The sequence below is a fragment of the Citrobacter amalonaticus genome (assembly GCF_001559075.2).
GTDB classification, from domain to species: Bacteria; Pseudomonadota; Gammaproteobacteria; order Enterobacterales; family Enterobacteriaceae; genus Citrobacter_A; species Citrobacter_A amalonaticus_F.
On the sequence record NZ_CP014015.2, the window covers coordinates 2,960,135 to 2,975,539 of the forward strand.

The 15,405-nt window shown below is 49.6% G+C and carries 18 protein-coding genes and 3 pseudogenes; 6 read left to right on the forward strand and 15 right to left on the reverse strand.

Annotation, left to right across the window (positions count from 1 at the left end):
* The first annotated feature begins 8 nt into the window (after positions 1 to 8).
* Positions 9 to 434 carry a glutaredoxin-dependent arsenate reductase gene (arsC, locus tag AL479_RS14275; protein WP_061076530.1) on the forward strand — a complete coding sequence of 142 codons (426 nt, stop codon included), beginning with the start codon at positions 9 to 11 and terminating at the stop codon, positions 432 to 434.
* A gap of 30 nt (positions 435 to 464) precedes the next feature.
* Here the strand turns inward: arsC and AL479_RS14280 are convergent.
* The 8 genes and pseudogenes from AL479_RS14280 to AL479_RS14320 all read right to left on the reverse strand — a co-directional run.
* A pseudogene (locus AL479_RS14280) lies at positions 465 to 1,103 on the reverse strand (ArsA-related P-loop ATPase); the annotation flags it as partial.
* Between the two features lie 341 nt (positions 1,104 to 1,444).
* A complete protein-coding gene (locus AL479_RS14285) occupies positions 1,445 to 1,837 on the reverse strand; it encodes a VOC family protein (RefSeq protein WP_061076531.1) in 393 nt (130 codons plus the stop codon).
* 47 nt (positions 1,838 to 1,884) lie between these two features.
* The gene (locus tag AL479_RS14290; protein ID WP_252997360.1) at positions 1,885 to 2,094 is read right to left on the reverse strand and encodes a zinc ribbon domain-containing protein; all 210 of its coding nucleotides are present in this window, start codon (positions 2,092 to 2,094) and stop codon (positions 1,885 to 1,887) included.
* Positions 2,095 to 2,263: 169 nt separating this feature from the next.
* On the reverse strand, positions 2,264 to 3,010 hold the full coding sequence (locus tag AL479_RS14295; RefSeq protein ID WP_061076533.1) for a methyltransferase domain-containing protein: 747 nt from the start codon (positions 3,008 to 3,010) through the stop codon (positions 2,264 to 2,266).
* Between the two features lie 55 nt (positions 3,011 to 3,065).
* Positions 3,066 to 3,613, reverse strand: a pseudogene (locus tag AL479_RS14300) (GNAT family N-acetyltransferase).
* Positions 3,614 to 3,624: 11 nt separating this feature from the next.
* Positions 3,625 to 3,882 (reverse strand): YjhX family toxin, encoded by a 258-nt coding sequence (locus AL479_RS14305; protein WP_061076535.1) that lies wholly within the window; start codon positions 3,880 to 3,882, stop codon positions 3,625 to 3,627.
* 376 nt (positions 3,883 to 4,258) lie between these two features.
* Positions 4,259 to 4,636 (reverse strand): GNAT family N-acetyltransferase, encoded by a 378-nt coding sequence (locus AL479_RS14315; protein ID WP_236847473.1) that lies wholly within the window; start codon positions 4,634 to 4,636, stop codon positions 4,259 to 4,261.
* 207 nt (positions 4,637 to 4,843) lie between these two features.
* Complete coding sequence (locus tag AL479_RS14320; RefSeq protein ID WP_000493336.1) at positions 4,844 to 5,236, reverse strand: VOC family protein; 393 nt, start codon at positions 5,234 to 5,236, stop codon at positions 4,844 to 4,846.
* A gap of 569 nt (positions 5,237 to 5,805) precedes the next feature.
* Between AL479_RS14320 and AL479_RS14325 the strand changes: the two genes are divergently transcribed.
* Positions 5,806 to 6,414: a DUF1062 domain-containing protein gene (locus AL479_RS14325; protein ID WP_061076536.1), complete on the forward strand. Its 609-nt coding sequence runs from the start codon at positions 5,806 to 5,808 to the stop codon at positions 6,412 to 6,414.
* A 137-nt stretch (positions 6,415 to 6,551) separates the two neighbouring features.
* A complete protein-coding gene (locus tag AL479_RS14330) occupies positions 6,552 to 6,896 on the forward strand; it encodes a YbaK/EbsC family protein (RefSeq protein WP_061076537.1) in 345 nt (114 codons plus the stop codon).
* Between the two features lie 33 nt (positions 6,897 to 6,929).
* Here the strand turns inward: AL479_RS14330 and tnpC are convergent, their stop codons facing one another.
* The 5 genes and pseudogenes from tnpC to AL479_RS14355 form a co-directional block, all read right to left on the reverse strand.
* Complete coding sequence (gene tnpC / locus AL479_RS14335; protein ID WP_042922208.1) at positions 6,930 to 8,468, reverse strand: IS66 family transposase; 1,539 nt, start codon at positions 8,466 to 8,468, stop codon at positions 6,930 to 6,932.
* Between the two features lie 49 nt (positions 8,469 to 8,517).
* A pseudogene (gene tnpB, locus AL479_RS14340) lies at positions 8,518 to 8,864 on the reverse strand (IS66 family insertion sequence element accessory protein TnpB).
* The gene (tnpA, locus tag AL479_RS24230; RefSeq protein WP_042922212.1) at positions 8,864 to 9,241 is read right to left on the reverse strand and encodes an IS66-like element accessory protein TnpA; all 378 of its coding nucleotides are present in this window, start codon (positions 9,239 to 9,241) and stop codon (positions 8,864 to 8,866) included. Before tnpA ends, tnpB begins: the two are co-directional and overlap by 1 nt.
* A gap of 254 nt (positions 9,242 to 9,495) precedes the next feature.
* On the reverse strand, positions 9,496 to 9,705 hold the full coding sequence (locus tag AL479_RS14350; protein WP_075038942.1) for a helix-turn-helix transcriptional regulator: 210 nt from the start codon (positions 9,703 to 9,705) through the stop codon (positions 9,496 to 9,498).
* Positions 9,706 to 9,812: 107 nt separating this feature from the next.
* Positions 9,813 to 10,355, reverse strand: a complete 543-nt coding sequence (locus AL479_RS14355) for a YagK/YfjJ domain-containing protein (RefSeq protein WP_225851836.1) — start codon at positions 10,353 to 10,355, stop codon at positions 9,813 to 9,815.
* Positions 10,356 to 10,435: 80 nt separating this feature from the next.
* Between AL479_RS14355 and AL479_RS14360 the strand changes: the two genes are divergently transcribed.
* Together AL479_RS14360 and AL479_RS14365 are read left to right on the forward strand one after the other, a co-directional pair.
* Positions 10,436 to 11,604, forward strand: a protein-coding gene (locus tag AL479_RS14360; protein WP_105291761.1) for an IS3 family transposase whose coding sequence is annotated in 2 segments (ribosomal slippage) — positions 10,436 to 10,685 and positions 10,685 to 11,604 — 1,170 coding nt in all. Because the reading frame shifts where the segments join, the coding sequence is not laid out codon by codon here.
* A gap of 455 nt (positions 11,605 to 12,059) precedes the next feature.
* A complete protein-coding gene (locus AL479_RS14365) occupies positions 12,060 to 12,977 on the forward strand; it encodes a hypothetical protein (RefSeq protein ID WP_061076541.1) in 918 nt (305 codons plus the stop codon).
* Between the two features lie 384 nt (positions 12,978 to 13,361).
* Here AL479_RS14365 and lpxP read toward each other — a convergent pair whose 3' ends face one another.
* Positions 13,362 to 14,270: a kdo(2)-lipid IV(A) palmitoleoyltransferase gene (lpxP, locus tag AL479_RS14370; RefSeq protein ID WP_061076542.1), complete on the reverse strand. Its 909-nt coding sequence runs from the start codon at positions 14,268 to 14,270 to the stop codon at positions 13,362 to 13,364.
* A 554-nt stretch (positions 14,271 to 14,824) separates the two neighbouring features.
* A complete protein-coding gene (locus AL479_RS24235; RefSeq protein WP_218189857.1) occupies positions 14,825 to 15,061 on the reverse strand; it encodes a YnfU family zinc-binding protein in 237 nt (78 codons plus the stop codon).
* Positions 15,062 to 15,154: 93 nt separating this feature from the next.
* Here AL479_RS24235 and AL479_RS14380 point away from each other — a divergent pair, with 93 nt between their 5' ends.
* A complete protein-coding gene (locus AL479_RS14380) occupies positions 15,155 to 15,388 on the forward strand; it encodes a hypothetical protein (protein ID WP_004132711.1) in 234 nt (77 codons plus the stop codon).
* Positions 15,389 to 15,405: the final 17 nt, after the last annotated feature.

Below are 15,405 nucleotides of genomic sequence, written 5' to 3' on the forward strand. Positions count from 1 at the left end.
ATACTGATATGAGCAACATCACCATTTATCACAACCCGGCCTGCGGCACGTCGCGTAATACGCTGGAGTTGATCCGCAACAGCGGTAATGAGCCGACCGTTATTCTTTACCTTGAGACTCCACCTTCACGCGATGAGCTGGTCAAACTCATTGCGGATATGGGCATTTCCGTCCGTGCTTTGCTGCGTAAGAACGTCGAGCCGTATGAGGAACTGGGTCTTGCAGAAGATAAATTTACTGACGACCAGCTCATTGACTTTATGCTGCAGCATCCGATTCTGATCAACCGTCCGATCGTAGTGACGCCACTGGGAACTAAACTTTGCCGTCCTTCCGAGGTCGTTCTGGATATCCTTCCAGATGCTCAGAAAGCAGCTTTCACCAAAGAAGACGGTGAAAAAGTCGTTGATGATGCAGGTAAAAGACTGAAATAAAGATGAAGGGGGCATTTGCCCCCTTCATTGTTACTTCGCCATTTCTTCCAGCAGGTCAATACCAACCGGCTCTTCGCTCTGTAGCGCTGTTAATGCAATACGCTTTGCATACTGCTCTTCCACATCAGAGATGAGAGGTAACTCGCGGTTCGCCCTGGTCTTCAGGAAAAGTGAAGACGGTTCAGCTGCCGCCAGGCTGTTATTAACAACCCATGCCCACGGCCCGATGCCAGCGCGACGCAGATCCTGCTGCAGGTTTGCTGCTTCCAGTACAGGTGTCGTTTCGGCAAGCGTCACGATAATCACCTTCGTCTTCTCCGGGTCCTGCAATTGCATCATTGGCGTCATCACATGGTCATGTGTTTGCCCCATCTGGCGCACCATTTCCCGGTGATAGGCTCCAGTCGCATCCAGTAGCAGAAGTGTGTGACCCGTTGGCGCGGTGTCCATAATGACAAAATGGTCGTCGGCCTCTTTGATGATCCGTGAGAATGTCTGGAAGACAGCAATCTCTTCAGTGCATGGCGAGCGGAGGTCTTCCTCCAGCACCGCCAGCCCTTCCGCATCTAACCCTTTGCCCTGATTTTCCAGAACAAAACGACGATAGTGCTCTGTCTCTACCTTCGGGTCGATACGGCTGACCTGAAGATTGGGCAGCGAGCCATCCAGGGGAACACCACACCAGCGATCGTATGGCGCAGTCTGCACCGTTCTGGCACCTGTCAGACGACCATTACCGTCGAGAGCGAGAAAGGATTTGACGAACATATTCTAGGCTCCAGCCAACCAACACGCAGGCATAAGCCGTCCCTGAAGGGCAGACAAAAGCCATGCGGTTGAAAGGTTTAAAGGGTTTGAGAGGGTGATAGTGCTGCGGTTGTCACACTATAGAGTTCTGGCGTAAAAAAGTCAGACATCTCGGCATTTATCAACTCGTCCAACGCTCCTCTGAAATTTGCGGGATCGGTTTAGTTTCAGGTGGGGGCGCTGAGGCCCCCGATTTATCTTACTCAGGATTGTGCGGTGTAATAGACGAAAGCCAGCTTGTTGCCATCGGGATCTCTAACATAAGCGCTGTAGAAACCTTCGCCGTAATGCGGGCGCAGGCCAGGTGCTCCCTCGTCCGTGCCGCCCTGGTTTAAAGCGAGCGCGTGAAGCTGCTGGATATGTTCGGCAGAGCGGGCAATCAGGGCGACCATCACACCATTTCCGGTCGTGGCATCCTGTTTATCAAAAGGTCTGCCGATACCCAGTGCCGTCGTGTTATTACCGTTGAAAACGCCCCACCATGCGACGTCCTCATTCCTGCCGCCACGGGGATACCCCAGCATATCCATCAGCGGATCGTAGAATGTAATGGCGCGTGGCAGGTCGTTGGTTCCAAGCATAATGTAAGAAAACATGGGCTCTCCTTAATGGATTCAGGGGGAGTGACTATAATCAGCTCAAATCACTCGTCCGCTTTATGAGCCCAGGCGGGCATTGCCGTCAGATAACGTTTTGCCCGCTTCTGTGCTTCTTCCGGGCCGACTTTTTGCCAGGAATCAAGGAAGCTGGCTAAGCCTGATACCGCTTCTTCCCAGGGTTTAAGATTGCCGTTGCTGTCGCAGCAGTACGCGCAATATTTATCACTGGCACTGTGTGCATCGGGTGCCGACATCGGCATTCCGCAAGCCTGACAGAACTGTTCATGTTGTGACATATGATGCTCCTTATGATGACATCCTGATTAATAAACATACTGAATATGTATTGTGCAGGTGATGCATCAGATCAAAGCAAAGGCGAAGCTCCCGGTATCTCCAGTCAGAAATACCGGGAACCTGTTCTTACCTGGCGATGAGCGCGAACACGCCCCAGCCAAAGTATTCCCGCGCGTACGTTACGTGGCGTTTCGGCGAGATGTTTAGCTCGGCCCTGACTTCGGCGGCGAAGTCGTCGTCAGGATTGGCGTCCAGCCAGCGGCGCATGGTCAGCCATTTCGCAGCTTCATATCGGTCCCAGCCCTCCTGGTCTGCCAGCACCATTTCCACTACGTCGTAGCCGAGTTTATCGAATGCACTCACAAGTCCTGGCAGCGTCAGGAAATCGCTTGTCGAGCTGACGCCGCAGGCCTGGGCTATCTCGTCCGTTGCCGGAAGCTGACGCCAGTAAGGTTCACCGATGAGCATGATCCCGCCCGGTTTAAGGCTCTGCGCCAGCAGTTCGACTGTCCCGGCAAAGCCTCCGGCAATCCGGGTCGCGCCGACGCAGGCTGCTACGTCACATTTTTCATTGGCGACGTAACCCGCCGCATCATTATGAATAAAATGTACGCGTTCGCTGACGCCGAGTTCTTCCGCGCGGTGTATGGCCTGCGCGGTGAAGAGCGAACTCATGTCGATGCCAGTCCCCGTAATGCCATGATCCCGGGCCCAGGTGCAGAGCATCTCGCCCGAGCCGCTGCCGAGGTCCAGAATGCGGGTCTCCGGTTTCATACGCAGCACACGACCCAGCGTGGCGTACTTCTCTTCGGTGAACGGGTTATGGATGCGGTGTTCACTTTCGCTGATGGTAAAAATACGTGGGATATCCATTATTTAATTCCTGTTATTGGGTTAAGCACCAAAAAGGGCACAACAAGATTGTTATTCACGCCAGTGCTCCGGTTTCATCAGGGCCTGCGCGCACTGGATGTGGCCGGTCACGTTCATGGGCTGAGCGGTGAGTGATTGCATCATCCAGCAGGCTTTGTGCTCCCCCGGGATGGGATAAGGTGCCGGATAGCCTTTGTCTCCGGCACAGGGTTCGAACCCATGTCTGGGGTAATAGGTGGCGTGGCCGAGCACAAATACTGTCTGGCAGCCCATCAACCTCAGGTGCTCGATGCCAGTGCGTATCAACCGTCGTCCCACGCCCATCCCCTGGTATTCCGGTATGACTGCCAGGGGAGCGAGGATATGCATCAGCGGTGAATCCATTTCCCCTTTGAAGGTTGCCCGGGTAAATAAAATATGCCCGACGGCTTTGCCTTCATGTCGGGCCAGCAGCGATAACGCAGGGCGCGCGCTTTCATCCTCAAGTAAAGAGGCCGTTAAATCGGCTTCTTTGCTGAAGCCAAATGCGCGGGTTTCGACTTCCCGGATATCACTGGCATCACTTTCATCTGTGATTTGAAAAGTGAAGTGGTGTGCTGTCATAGAAACTCTCCTTAGCGATTATCGAGCTGAGCGCGAACGTTATTCAGCCCGGTAGTGTTGATTCGATAGGGCTGACCATTGACGGACTTGATAAGTTTTTTGGTTTTGAGTTTTTTGAAGACGGCGAGCGTGCAGTCGGTCAGCAACAGCCCTTCGCGGGTGTAGCATTCAACGGAAGTGACGCGGCCTGAAGAATCGCGGACGTGCGCAATACGTCCACCTTTAGCGAGAACGTGTAACGTACGTTGTTCCTGACGGGATAAATTCATACTGAAGAACCTGTTTAATCATCATGTGCAAAACGTGCAAACACACAGCGGTGTCCGCATTCGATTTCGGCGCATTGATAATCAGTCCGGCCTGAAAAGGTCGGTAAGCTGATTATCGGATGATTACATTCTCCAGCATCAAAGCCTCGGGTAGAGATGAAAGGTATTTACGGAGCGAATAATAACACGCAGTTTTAGCAGGGATATGTTTCAGTAGAAAAAGTGTGATGTACTTCGGAAATCGAACGCCAGCTCATTTACTGAAAAAAGGCAGGTGCACTGTCGAATGCAGGTTTTAGTACCCCTTATATGGCCTCATTGGCTTTTCCCCTCCGGAGGTTATTCTCCTTTTGTTAAATCCAGAACATAAATATGCTCACCCATCTTCGATGCCTGAAAAGTTGAAGCCAATCCTGATAAGTAATTTTATTGAAAGGGTATTTTCCGGATCCACACCGGCTTTGATGAGTGAAAAACCGTTCTCTTTTATCCAGTCGATCGTGGCGGTAATTGCTTCAATTGCATATCCCTGGCGAGCATAAGCGGGACTGATGGTATAGCCGAGCCAAAACACATCGCATTGCTGACGTAAATAAATATCACCAATCAAAACCTGCGTCAGCTTGTTGACAATGGCCAATTGAATACCGCGAGCAAGTGTAAGAACTCCCAGCAACTCTGCTTCATAGTCCTCTTTTGTTAGCCCCTTAAATCCCTGATATTTCATCCACTCAGCATCATTACGATACACCATAAAACTATCAATTTCGTGTGACTGAAATGGTCGAATGATGCATCTTGACGATATTATTTGCATAAGGCTTCCTGTTTAATGATTCTCCTGCCCCAGTCTCTGCGACTACAAGAGTTACCGCCTGACGCTACTCCCGACGGCTACTCTCTGACTATGTCCGGTGCGTCGCCGCTTTCATACACAACACGAAAACTGTCAGTTTGATTTTCAACCCTCATCGGCATAGAACACAAACGCCAGCTTATTCCCGTCCGGATCGCGTACATAGGCACTATGGAATCCCTGTCCGTATTGTGGCCTGTGCCCCGGTGTACCTTCATCCCTGGCACCCAGACTGATAGCAAGTTCGTACAACTGCTGGATGTGTTCAAACGAGTGGGTATTCAGTGCGACCATCGTGCCATTACCAACGCTCGCTGGTTGCTGGTTAAAGGGCCTGCCGACGCACAATCCGATGGTATGGTTATTGCTGAACGTCCCCCAGGATGCGCCTTCTTCATTACGGCCTGCCTTTGGATGTCCAAGCAATTCCATCAGCGGATCGTAGAACCTTATGGCGCGCTGTAGATCGTTAGTACCCAGCATCACGTAAGAAAACATAAACCCTCCTTAATCTCTTTTGCATTATTGCTCCTGGCAGCCTACCGGTGATACTGACTGCCCCTGGTGCTGCTTGCCCAGTTTAAGCAGACCGGAAACCAATAGATGACGGCTATACCGGCTAGCAGTGCCGCGTAGTGGAAGGTCATCCTGCCGCCAGCAGAAAGTAAATCCATCGAGTTGCATCACCGGAAAGAGTAAATGCGCTCTAAGCAAGAATACAGGCGGATATCGGCATCTCATAGGCCTGACAAAACTGTTCGTGCTATGTCATAACACGCACCTTCTGTCGTTTAATTGTCTACTAAATATACAGAATTGCTGCGCGGCGTTTAGCGGGTCAGATCAAGAGATGCTGCTGATAACATTATGAATATTGACTCAACTCATATGTCCAATGAATGCCGCTTTGATAGTCTTACTGTATCTCTTTGGTCGTTGACAGGATTGTAACGTTGGAAATCTTTTTTTAACCCGCTGAAAAATAACTCTTAAATATTTTTCGAACATAAACATCTATGGTCCGTTCAGTGCGGATCCGGTTTTGTATGGGTTAAAAAAGGTACGTTATGAAAGTTACATGGACCGTCACGCCTGTGGGGTATCAGCGCATCGCGAAACGCTGCCCTTCATGCAGCATTAAACGGGACTTTTTGCCTTCGGGGGCATTTCGGGTTAATTCGCAAAAGAAGGTGCTGGACGTGTGGAGTATCTACAAATGCACACACTGCGATTACACCTGGAATATATCCCTGTTTACGCGCCTGCACGTCAGCAAAATTGACCGCGAACTTCATCACCGATTGATGATGAACGATGCAGCCACGGTTCTACATTTTGCCTATGACACAGCTACGCTGAAGCGAAATAATGCCGAGCTATCGGGTCGGCCTGATTTTACCGTTCAGGAACGCTGGCCGGTAAGCATCACTGCCCACCAGCGGGTCCGCGTTAGTGTCAGGATTTCCCGTTCATTCCAGGTCAGCCTGTTGTCGATTTTGAAGCAGCAGCTCATGCTGAGCGCTGGTGAAATTCAGAGAAGGGTTGCAGTAGGGCATATAAGTGGAGTTACGCTGAAAATGCTTAAATCGAGAAAGCTGAAGGCAGCGGAATATCACTTCCAGCTATCTGCGGAAACGATGTTCGCCCGGCGCAGGATCGTTCTGACGCATCGTTAAAAGTAAGAAGCTCATCTTGAGGTCGGTTGTGCCAGTAGGGTAATGGCTTAGCAGAAGGACAGATTCAAGATGAGCTTCAGGTGAATTACATTGCCTGTGACATAAGCTACAGGCAGTGATGAAACTTAGGGGGAAATATGAATGAGCATGCGGTTCTGAAATTGCTTAAAGAGCTGGATATATCTTTTCAGTACATATCACATCCGGAAGTGAAGACGGTCGCTGACCATGCGAGTTTTGCTGCGGATTTTCCGGCACAGTTGCTGAAGAACCTGTTACTCAAAAATAGTTCTGGTAAGCATTTCTACCTGTATGTTCTTGATGGCAATAAAAAGGCAGATCTTCGCGAGTTAGCGCTCCAGCGTAATGAATCGCGTCTGTCTTTCGCTAAACCAGACGAGTTAATAGAAATACTCGGTGTGGAACCTAGCGGGGTTACGCCTTTCGCTATTGCACATAACAAGGAGAAGGATATTCGGTAAGCGTGCAGCGAGAACCGTATTGACGGGGAGGTGTTATTCAGTTGGCAATGCTACGCGGCAGGGGAGCAGTTCGCTGACCCGGTTTATCGGCCAGTCAGCAATGACGTCAAGGACATAGCGGAGGTAGCTTTCTGGCTCCACACCGTTCAGTTTGCACGTCCCGATCAGGCTGTACAGCAACGCGCCGCGCTCACCTCCGTGATCCGAACCGAAGAACAGCCAGTTTTTTCGACCCAGGCTGACCGTCCGCAGAGCATTTTCAGCGATGTTGTTATCTGCTTCCGCCCAGCCATCGTCTGCATAGTACGTCAGGGCCGGCCACTGGTTCAGGGCGTATGCGAACGCTTTCGCCAGTTCTGAGTGTCGCGACAGGGTTTTCATCTTTTCACGCAGCCAGCTTTCCAGTGATTTCAGCAGTGGCTTCGTTTTCTGCTGACGTTCGGCAAGGCGCTGTTCTGCCGGTATTCCCCTTATTTCCGCCTCGATGATATACAACTCGCCGATACGCTTCAGGGCTTCATCCGTCAGCGCCGATGGCGTTCGGACATGCACATCGTGGATTTTTCGGCGGGCGTGAGCCCAGCAGGCGGCTTCCATTATCCGGCCATTGCGGTAAAGCTCGTTGAACCCGGCGTATGCATCCGCCTGCAGCACACCGCTGAAGCCGGCAAGATGGGTCTGCGGGTGGATGCCTTTTCTGTCCGGGCTATAGGCGAACCACACGGCCGGTGCCAGCGCTGACCCGGCGTTGCGGTCGTCGCGAACGTATGTCCACAACCGCCCGGTCTTCGTCTTCTTATTACCCGGCAACAGCACCTGCACCGGGGTATCATCGGCATGGAGTTTGCCATCGGTCAGGACATAGTCCTGAAGCGCCTCTTCCAGCGGTGACAGCAGCCGGCAGCATGCATCCACCCAGCCCGACAGCAGTGAACGGCTCAGGTCCACACCCTGGCGACCGTATATTTCTGACTGACGATACAGCGGGGTATGCTCTGCATACTTTGAACTCAGCACGCGCGCCAGCAGCCCCGGCCCGGCGATACCCCGCTCGATGGGGCGTGAAGGCGCGGGGGCCTGCACGATGGCGTCGCATTTTGTGCAGGCGTGTTTTTCCCGCACGGTCCGGATAACCCTGAAGGCGCTGCGCATCAGCTCCAGCTGTTCGGCGGCATCTTCGCCCAGGTAACTCAACGCACCGCCGCAGTCCGGGCAGCATGCCTCTGCCGGCAGCAGCCGTTTTTCGTCACGGGAGAGTGATGCGGGGAACGGTTTGCGGGTGCGGGTCTGACGCAACGGACGCTGCACTGTCGGGTCATCCACCCGACCGGTCAGAGCATCGCTTTCTTTCTGCAGCCGGTTCAGGTCGGCTTCCATCTGTGCGATGCGGCGGGAGACCTTTTCGGAACGACTGCCGAAGTTCATCCGGCGAAGTTTATCCAGCTGCGCCTGCAGCTTGTCTATTTCGCGCTCCCGGTTGCTCAGCTTTTCCTGCAGGGCGTGGATCAACGCTTCCTGTTCAGCCAGGCGCTGTTTCAGCAGAAGGATGTCGTCAGAAGAGGTGTCGTTCATAAGCCCGCATTTTACCAGGCTTATTCTGCAACAACCAGGATAAAGAGGCCTACAGCATGGTCAGGGAGGTCAGCAACCGCTTCGGCTGTCGCCAGTCGATGCCTTCCAACAACATTGCCAGCTGCGCCGGTGTCAGGAACACTTTGCCATCGCGGGCTGACGGCCAGGCGAAGCGCCCGCGCTCCAGCCGTTTGGTCAGCAGGCACAGCCCGTCTCCGGTAGACCACAGCAGTTTGACCTGACTGCCACTGCGGCCCGGAAGATGAAGACGTGGCCGGACATCGGATCATCTTTCAGCGCCGTCTGCACTTTTGCAGCCAGCCCGTTGAAGCCGTTGCGCATGTCGGTGATACCGGCAACCAGCCAGATCTTGGTCCCGGAAGGTAACGGGATCATCACTTCAGTTCCTGTATCAGCAGAGTCAGGAGCTTTTCGCTGACCGTACCATTAAGGCGGAGCGTCCCGTGCCGGAACGTTACCTCACAGCTGATACTGAGAGCCTCCGGGCCCTCAGCGGTTAGTTCTGGCTGTACGGAGGTGGCATCGAGAGTCACAGGGAGTAGCTGAGGACTCTCTGAGGAAGGTAACAGCAGCTTTCCCTCACGCCATTGTTGGCGCCATTTGAACAACAGATTGGCGTTAATGCCATTTTCAAGCGCCAGTTTTGAGATGGATATCCCGGGTTCACAGGAGGCAGCTACGAGCTGCTTTTTAAACTCAGGAGAATAATTAGGGCAGCCCTTACGCCTGCCGGGAGTCATATTTTTCTGCATATCTGACACTTTGGTTCCCACTACTTATTTGGTGGACACCACTTTGTCGTATGCTTCAGATTATGACCAGACGGCTCTCGCTGGACGCTTACGATATTCGAATTGTTATCGATACTTCTGTATCAGCGAGTCGGTCACTGGGTTTTCACCCTCTGATTAACACAGCTTCGGTTTGTATTTCCAAACAAGACTTATTGCGCCTACTGACATTTTTGGATTACTCCCCCGTTGATGTTCAGACCGATAGCGTGCTCTTAGTACTCGCGCGAACAACGGATGCGTTCTAATAGCCAGTCTTCGACTTCACTCTGTCGCCAGCGGGAGCTGCGGCCCAGCTTAATCGGCTTCGGGAATAGGCCATCTTTAATCAGCTTGTAAAACCACTTATCTGTCAGCCCCGTTAGCTTCGTGATGAACCGCATATCCACCAGGTGGTCATCAAGCAAAGAAATTTGTTCTGTCATGATGCTGTCTTCCATTGTGGGATCATCCTGAGCTGGCGGTTGATTGCTCGTTACCACCAGCCCTTCCACATCAATGGATTGATACGTAAAAAAGTGCAGAACGCGAGCTACACCGTGCGAGGACGCCCCAGTCCGCTGGGCGGCGGTACCTCACTGGCTCCGTAGTAATAGTGACCGTGCTTTTGTTCTTCTTTGGCAAGGTAGCTGATGATGTAGCGCAGGTTATCGATGGCTTCGGTATCATCGTAGTTCACTGGCTTATCAATACTGACTTCATAAGTGGACTTGTATTCGCAGCGGTTGTAATAGCCTTCTCGTTGCGTTATTTCCCGCCATATTGTTCCTACTCTCTCAGCTATTGGGTAGGTAGCCTGATTAAGGTGCCTGTCGAGATAGAACACGATATGGGCATGGCACCCGTGGTCTACAGAGTTCTCGAGAACCCAGAAATATCCTGCCAGATTTGTGTGCTGCAGGGTGCGTTCAACCAGCATGCGCACCTCGCGCTCGGTTTCATTCCATGAATGACGTTTATAGCGCTCTGTACCTTTTTGATAGAACAGGTCGAGTCTGAGTGCCTGTATTCGGGAGTATCGGTTCAGTAGCTGATTCAGGTGGTCATTGAGTAGAGACAGCAGAAACCAGTTCATCGTGTATCTGTAGTGGTTTACTGAATTTGGCCACCTGAACAGAGGTGATATGCTCATCTCAGAACAATACAGGTGTCCCAATGAAAAAAAGAAATTTCAGCGCAGAGTTTAAACGCGAATCCGCTCAACTGGTCCTTGATCAAAACTACACCGTTGCAGCTGCGGCCAGTGCTATGGACGTGGGGCTTTCTACCATGACGCGATGGGTAAAGCAGTTACGGGATGAACGACAGGGCAAAATACCTAAAGCCTCTCCTATAACCCCGGAACAGATTGAAATACGTGAGTTAAAGAAAAAGCTACAACGCATTGAAATGGAAAACGACATATTAAAAAAGGCTACCGCGCTCTTGATGTCAGACTCCCTGAACAGTTCTCGTTAATCGAGAAACTCAGAGCGCAGTATCCTGTGGTCACACTCTGCCACGTGTTCGGGGTTCATCGCAGCAGCGACAAATACTGGGTGAAAAGCCCCGAAAAGCCAGACGGCAAGCGGGCTGTATTACGTAGTCAGGTTCTGGAGCTGCATAACATTAGCCATGGCTCTGCTGGCGCGAGAAGTATCGCCATCATGGCAACCCTGAGAGGCTTCAGAATGGGACGCTGGCTTGCCGGCAGGCTCATGAAAGAACTGGGACTGGTGAGTTGTCAGCAACCCACCCACCGGTATAAACGTGGTGGCCATCAACACATCGCTATCCCAAATCACCTTGAGCGACAGTTCGCAGTGACAGAGCCTAATCAGGTATGGTGCGGCGATGTGACGTATATCTGGACAGGCAGGCGCTGGGCTTACCTCGCCGTCGTTCTCGATTTGTTCGCCAGGAAACCGGTAGGCTGGGCAATGTCATTCTCACCGGACAGCAAGCTAACCATCAAAGCGCTGGAAATGGCGTGGGAAACCCGAGGTAAACCAGCGGGAGTGATGTTCCACAGTGACCAGGGTAGCCACTACACAAGCAGGCAGTTCCGGCAGTTATTGTGGCGTTACCGGATCAGGCAAAGTATGAGCCGACGTGGAAACTGCTGGGATAACAGCCCGATGGAACGCTTCTTCAGAAGTCTGAAAAACGAGTGGGTGCCAGTGACAGGCTATATAAACTTTAGCGAAGCATCTCATGCGATCACAAACTATATCGTCGGGTATTACAGCTCGCTAAGGCCGCATGACTATAACGGTGGATTACCTCCAAACGAATCGGAAAACCGATACTGGAAAAACTCTAAAACCGTGGCCAGTTTTAGTTGACCACTACAAATCTGGAATTAAAAGGGTAAGGTGTGTGCATTGATTTATCCTTTGTCAGGTGGAGTACAAAGGATTGGGATAAGATGTAATTTTTAAGAGAAGCAGGGATACGGCAGATACAGGGAACTATGTATCCAGGGGAATACAGGCAGGGTTAATGAATGAGGGAAGAAGCTGTGAACAGGGTGGTATAGAAACAGGGAGCCCCCTTTAATTATACTAAAAACCCAAATGTTCATATCTGCTGGTGAACGATTCTAATGAGGTGAAAAGAGGAGGGTCATAGAGTGAAAATAACAGGAATAATGCAGTAAGGTGTCAGAGTTTTATCACAATAAAATCAGTAGGATATCAGTAAAAAATCAGCCATTCCTCAGCCTGTGACCTGCCTCCCTCTACCTAAAAGATACTCATGCTAATCTGTGTTCAGGAGCCAGAATTAGAGGGAAGAGACGATGTTGCATTACGATATGATCCGCTACGAGATAATGTACCTAAAAATGCTTGGTGCGCTTTCCAACACTGATTACTCCTTACAGTGGAGTACTTATGATTCGCCGGATCAGTTTCGACGTTTAATCTCTGAGATCCTTGAACGGCATTTCCTAGGCGATCAGGACAGGATCAAAGTTGGTCGGAAAACTCTTAAAGAATGGGCTGAGCTGCTACTGATTGATAAAGATTATTTTGATTGTTTTAAAGGTACACCAAGAGCATTGTGGTTTGCTCACCATTATATTTTTGAATACCCAGTATTATCTGCAGGGCTGACGCTTGGTGGGTTGGGGAATGACGTCGGTGGTTCTGGTAGTTTTAATTCTCTTTTAATGGATGATAATATCTTCACAAATATTGATTTCTCTAATTTGAATATCGACCTGGACGATATAGATTGGGACCTGATAAAAAATCCACAGGCTACTGCTTCGAAAAAACCGAAACGCGTTTTCTCCCGATTCTATCTGAACGCGGGAGCAAGTACCGATCTGTACAACCCCACTCCGGTAACTGAGCGTGAACTCATCAATGGTGTGATGAGGTTCATTGATGAAGCTCCATGCTCACTTGGAGATAAGATCACTTATTTCAAAAAACTGCATGAGCGCTGGCTTGAGCAATATGATTTTTTTCTGACAGATTTTGACTGGATATCACGTGATGATGAAACTCAGTTAGTTTATCTCTGGGACTATCTCAAAGGAAAAGGACGAATAGCGGGCTATCTTCGCCCTTATAATATGTCTATGCGTTATGACATGATTATTGCGGCTATAGATGTGTGGAACGTCCAACCTGAAGAGAAGCTGGAGTTTATTGAGAAGATGAAACATGCCTGGCAAGCGGCGAAATCTTATCGGCGATCTGCTAAATAGCGTTGTGATCTCAGTGGTTTCTTCGTCTGATTTCTCAGTATTGTAATGAATCTTAATGGACCAAGGTCTATAGCTATCTCTCTCTTGTCCCGTTACGTAGAGAGCACATACTTGTTAAAGATTAATATGGCGGGGTATGGATGATGGAGCGGTTTCCTGTTTACTAGAATATATGTTTTTGGCTCGAATCTTACAAGCTAACTGAGCTGAAGGTACGCTGTGAGCGAAAAACGGACCTTCAAATCCGAACCGGTTTAATTGATTAACCTTGGCTGTCAGTCAACCCATCGTTAGCATGAATCCGATCGAAAATTCCTTATCGCATTTTTTACAAATACGCAGTGGCAAGAAAGATAGACTCTGGCTCGTGACAAGTAGAGTTGTTCATTTGTATAAAGAGACTTCGCCTTCAGGACGCGTTTTGAACCTGCGATGCATCCACAGGTATTGCTCAGGAGCACGGAGAATTTCACGCTCGATGATCTTGTTCATATAAGCCGCTGCGGCGACCTTGTCTTCCCCTGGATAGCCTGACAACGGCTTGCTGATATACATGTGATAACCTTTTTTATCGCTACGTCGAATCATGCTAAGTGTGATCAAGGGCGCACCAGCGAGTTTTGAAAGAACATACGTTCCGTTCGTCGTTGCTGCTTTTTTTACCGAGAAAAAAGGTGCAAAAACGCTTCCTTTAGACCCATAATCCTGGTCTGGTGCAAACCAAACGGCTTCACCTGCTTTTAGCGCATGAACAAAACCTGATAAATTACGTCGATTAATCATAGCCTTATTTGAACGCATACGCCCTTTTGTCTGTACCCATTCCATTAATGGATCATTGTGTGGGCGATACGTTGCCATCATAGGATGGCATAACCCCATTACTCTTCCACACAACTCAAGGGACATAAAATGAATCCCGACAACCATTACTCCTCTTGTCGCACCGGTCAGGTTTTCAAGCCCTTCGACATCAAACCATTTTTTGACTCTCGCATCGCTCCAGAACCAGGCCATTCCTGTTTCCATCAGTCCCAGCCCGAGAGAAACAAAGTTTTTATTGACCATCTGGCTCCGGGCAAACGGTGTCATCTCGGGAAAGCACAGTTCGATATTTCTAATCGCAATCCGTTCCCGGCGTTTCAGAAAGGGTCTTGATATTTTTCCAAGGCCAGAGCCCAGAATATGTAAAACCGGGTAAGGAAGTTGAACGAGAAGCCACAGCAGACCCAAACCAGACCAGGTAAGCCAGTGACGAGGATGAAGTAAATTATGAGTAAAAGTCTGTGCCATAAATTTCCTTAATGCTAATGAAGGTTATAACGCAAAAGGAAAACAATGAGGCAATTCGTCTTTAGCGATACATTTTGTTTTAGATGATTTAAATTCATCTAAATTCAGGAAAAAATATTTTCCAGTGGCTGGTGAATAATTTAAAGAACCAGGAGTGAATTGTAAGCCAGTAAATTTATCCTGTTATAAATCCATGGTTTTATCATTGATACTCAAGGAATTGTCTTCTTGATTCATCATCATCAAGGTACTCAAAAGAAAGAAGCCGAATTTTGGTAAGTTTACAAAACCACTCACAATCGTTTCGTTGAATAATTTCGTCTGGTTTGAAACATATCCCGGATGCCACCCGAATAATCGCATATTTACCATTACTAAACCTGACCCTGTGAATACAGAAAGGTTGGCCAGCCTGTCCGTGACAGCTGTTCGACATAATATGCCCTTCAATAAAAACAGATTTTTTAGATTTCATTATCATACCCTCGACAACAGCAGTACAGGAGGAATGTTGTCATTTTCCGACATCACTGACGTTAAGTGGCAGAAGCTGATCAGCCGCCGATACACCAGCATTCTGAAGGTCTGAACAACAGTCCGCAGGCAGGGCACTCAAGAACCGCATCTTTTCTTAGTTTACCTGCTTTCTGATCGGCTCTGTGTGCACATACCGGACAGGCAACATGAACCGGTCTTTCTTTAAAATACCTGAGCCCATTTGTATAAGACATAAATAATTCTCTGAGGAATAGAGTAATTATTATACGCTTTAATATAAAAATAACTGGCATAAGTTATGTTAAGTTGTGTCTGAATCAGGATATCAGATATTGAAAATTGAACGTCTGATTTATGATACACTACCCTTCCGTGAGAAATTTAAGATGAAATCAGAAGACACCCTTGACTGGTATCCGGCACAACTACCGCCTGTGAAAATTATTCTTGGCGAAGCCGTGCTGGCTGTGGGTAAACAGGGCCGACCGATTAATACCCGCACCTTGCTGGAATACCTTCAGGTCATGCAGGACAAACAAAAAAGGCGGGATGACAAAATCGCCATGCAGACTGCGATTGATGTTCTCAGGGATAATCAGCGCATTAACGGCAGACGTTAATGCACCTCCGGGATCAG

Excerpts from the sequence above, each read along its gene's own strand:
- lpxP (WP_061076542.1), bottom strand. The coding sequence starts at position 14,270 with ATGGCACAGACTTTTACTCATAATTTACTTCATCCTCGTCACTGGCTT.
- AL479_RS14285 (WP_061076531.1), bottom strand. The coding sequence starts at position 1,837 with ATGTTTTCTTACATTATGCTTGGAACCAACGACCTGCCACGCGCCATT.
- AL479_RS14290 (WP_252997360.1), bottom strand. The coding sequence starts at position 2,094 with ATGTCGGCACCCGATGCACACAGTGCCAGTGATAAATATTGCGCGTAC.
- arsC (WP_061076530.1), top strand. The coding sequence starts at position 9 with ATGAGCAACATCACCATTTATCACAACCCGGCCTGCGGCACGTCGCGT.
- tnpC (WP_042922208.1), bottom strand. The coding sequence starts at position 8,468 with ATGAACGACACCTCTTCTGACGACATCCTTCTGCTGAAACAGCGCCTG.
- AL479_RS14325 (WP_061076536.1), top strand. The coding sequence starts at position 5,806 with ATGAAAGTTACATGGACCGTCACGCCTGTGGGGTATCAGCGCATCGCG.
- AL479_RS14305 (WP_061076535.1), bottom strand. The coding sequence starts at position 3,882 with ATGAATTTATCCCGTCAGGAACAACGTACGTTACACGTTCTCGCTAAA.
- AL479_RS14380 (WP_004132711.1), top strand. The coding sequence starts at position 15,155 with ATGAAATCAGAAGACACCCTTGACTGGTATCCGGCACAACTACCGCCT.
- AL479_RS14365 (WP_061076541.1), top strand. The coding sequence starts at position 12,060 with ATGTTGCATTACGATATGATCCGCTACGAGATAATGTACCTAAAAATG.
- AL479_RS14355 (WP_225851836.1), bottom strand. The coding sequence starts at position 10,355 with ATGAACTGGTTTCTGCTGTCTCTACTCAATGACCACCTGAATCAGCTA.
- AL479_RS14320 (WP_000493336.1), bottom strand. The coding sequence starts at position 5,236 with ATGTTTTCTTACGTGATGCTGGGTACTAACGATCTACAGCGCGCCATA.
- AL479_RS24235 (WP_218189857.1), bottom strand. The coding sequence starts at position 15,061 with ATGCCAGTTATTTTTATATTAAAGCGTATAATAATTACTCTATTCCTC.
- AL479_RS14330 (WP_061076537.1), top strand. The coding sequence starts at position 6,552 with ATGAATGAGCATGCGGTTCTGAAATTGCTTAAAGAGCTGGATATATCT.
- tnpA (WP_042922212.1), bottom strand. The coding sequence starts at position 9,241 with ATGCAGAAAAATATGACTCCCGGCAGGCGTAAGGGCTGCCCTAATTAT.
- AL479_RS14315 (WP_236847473.1), bottom strand. The coding sequence starts at position 4,636 with ATGGTGTATCGTAATGATGCTGAGTGGATGAAATATCAGGGATTTAAG.
- AL479_RS14295 (WP_061076533.1), bottom strand. The coding sequence starts at position 3,010 with ATGGATATCCCACGTATTTTTACCATCAGCGAAAGTGAACACCGCATC.
- AL479_RS14350 (WP_075038942.1), bottom strand. The coding sequence starts at position 9,705 with ATGACAGAACAAATTTCTTTGCTTGATGACCACCTGGTGGATATGCGG.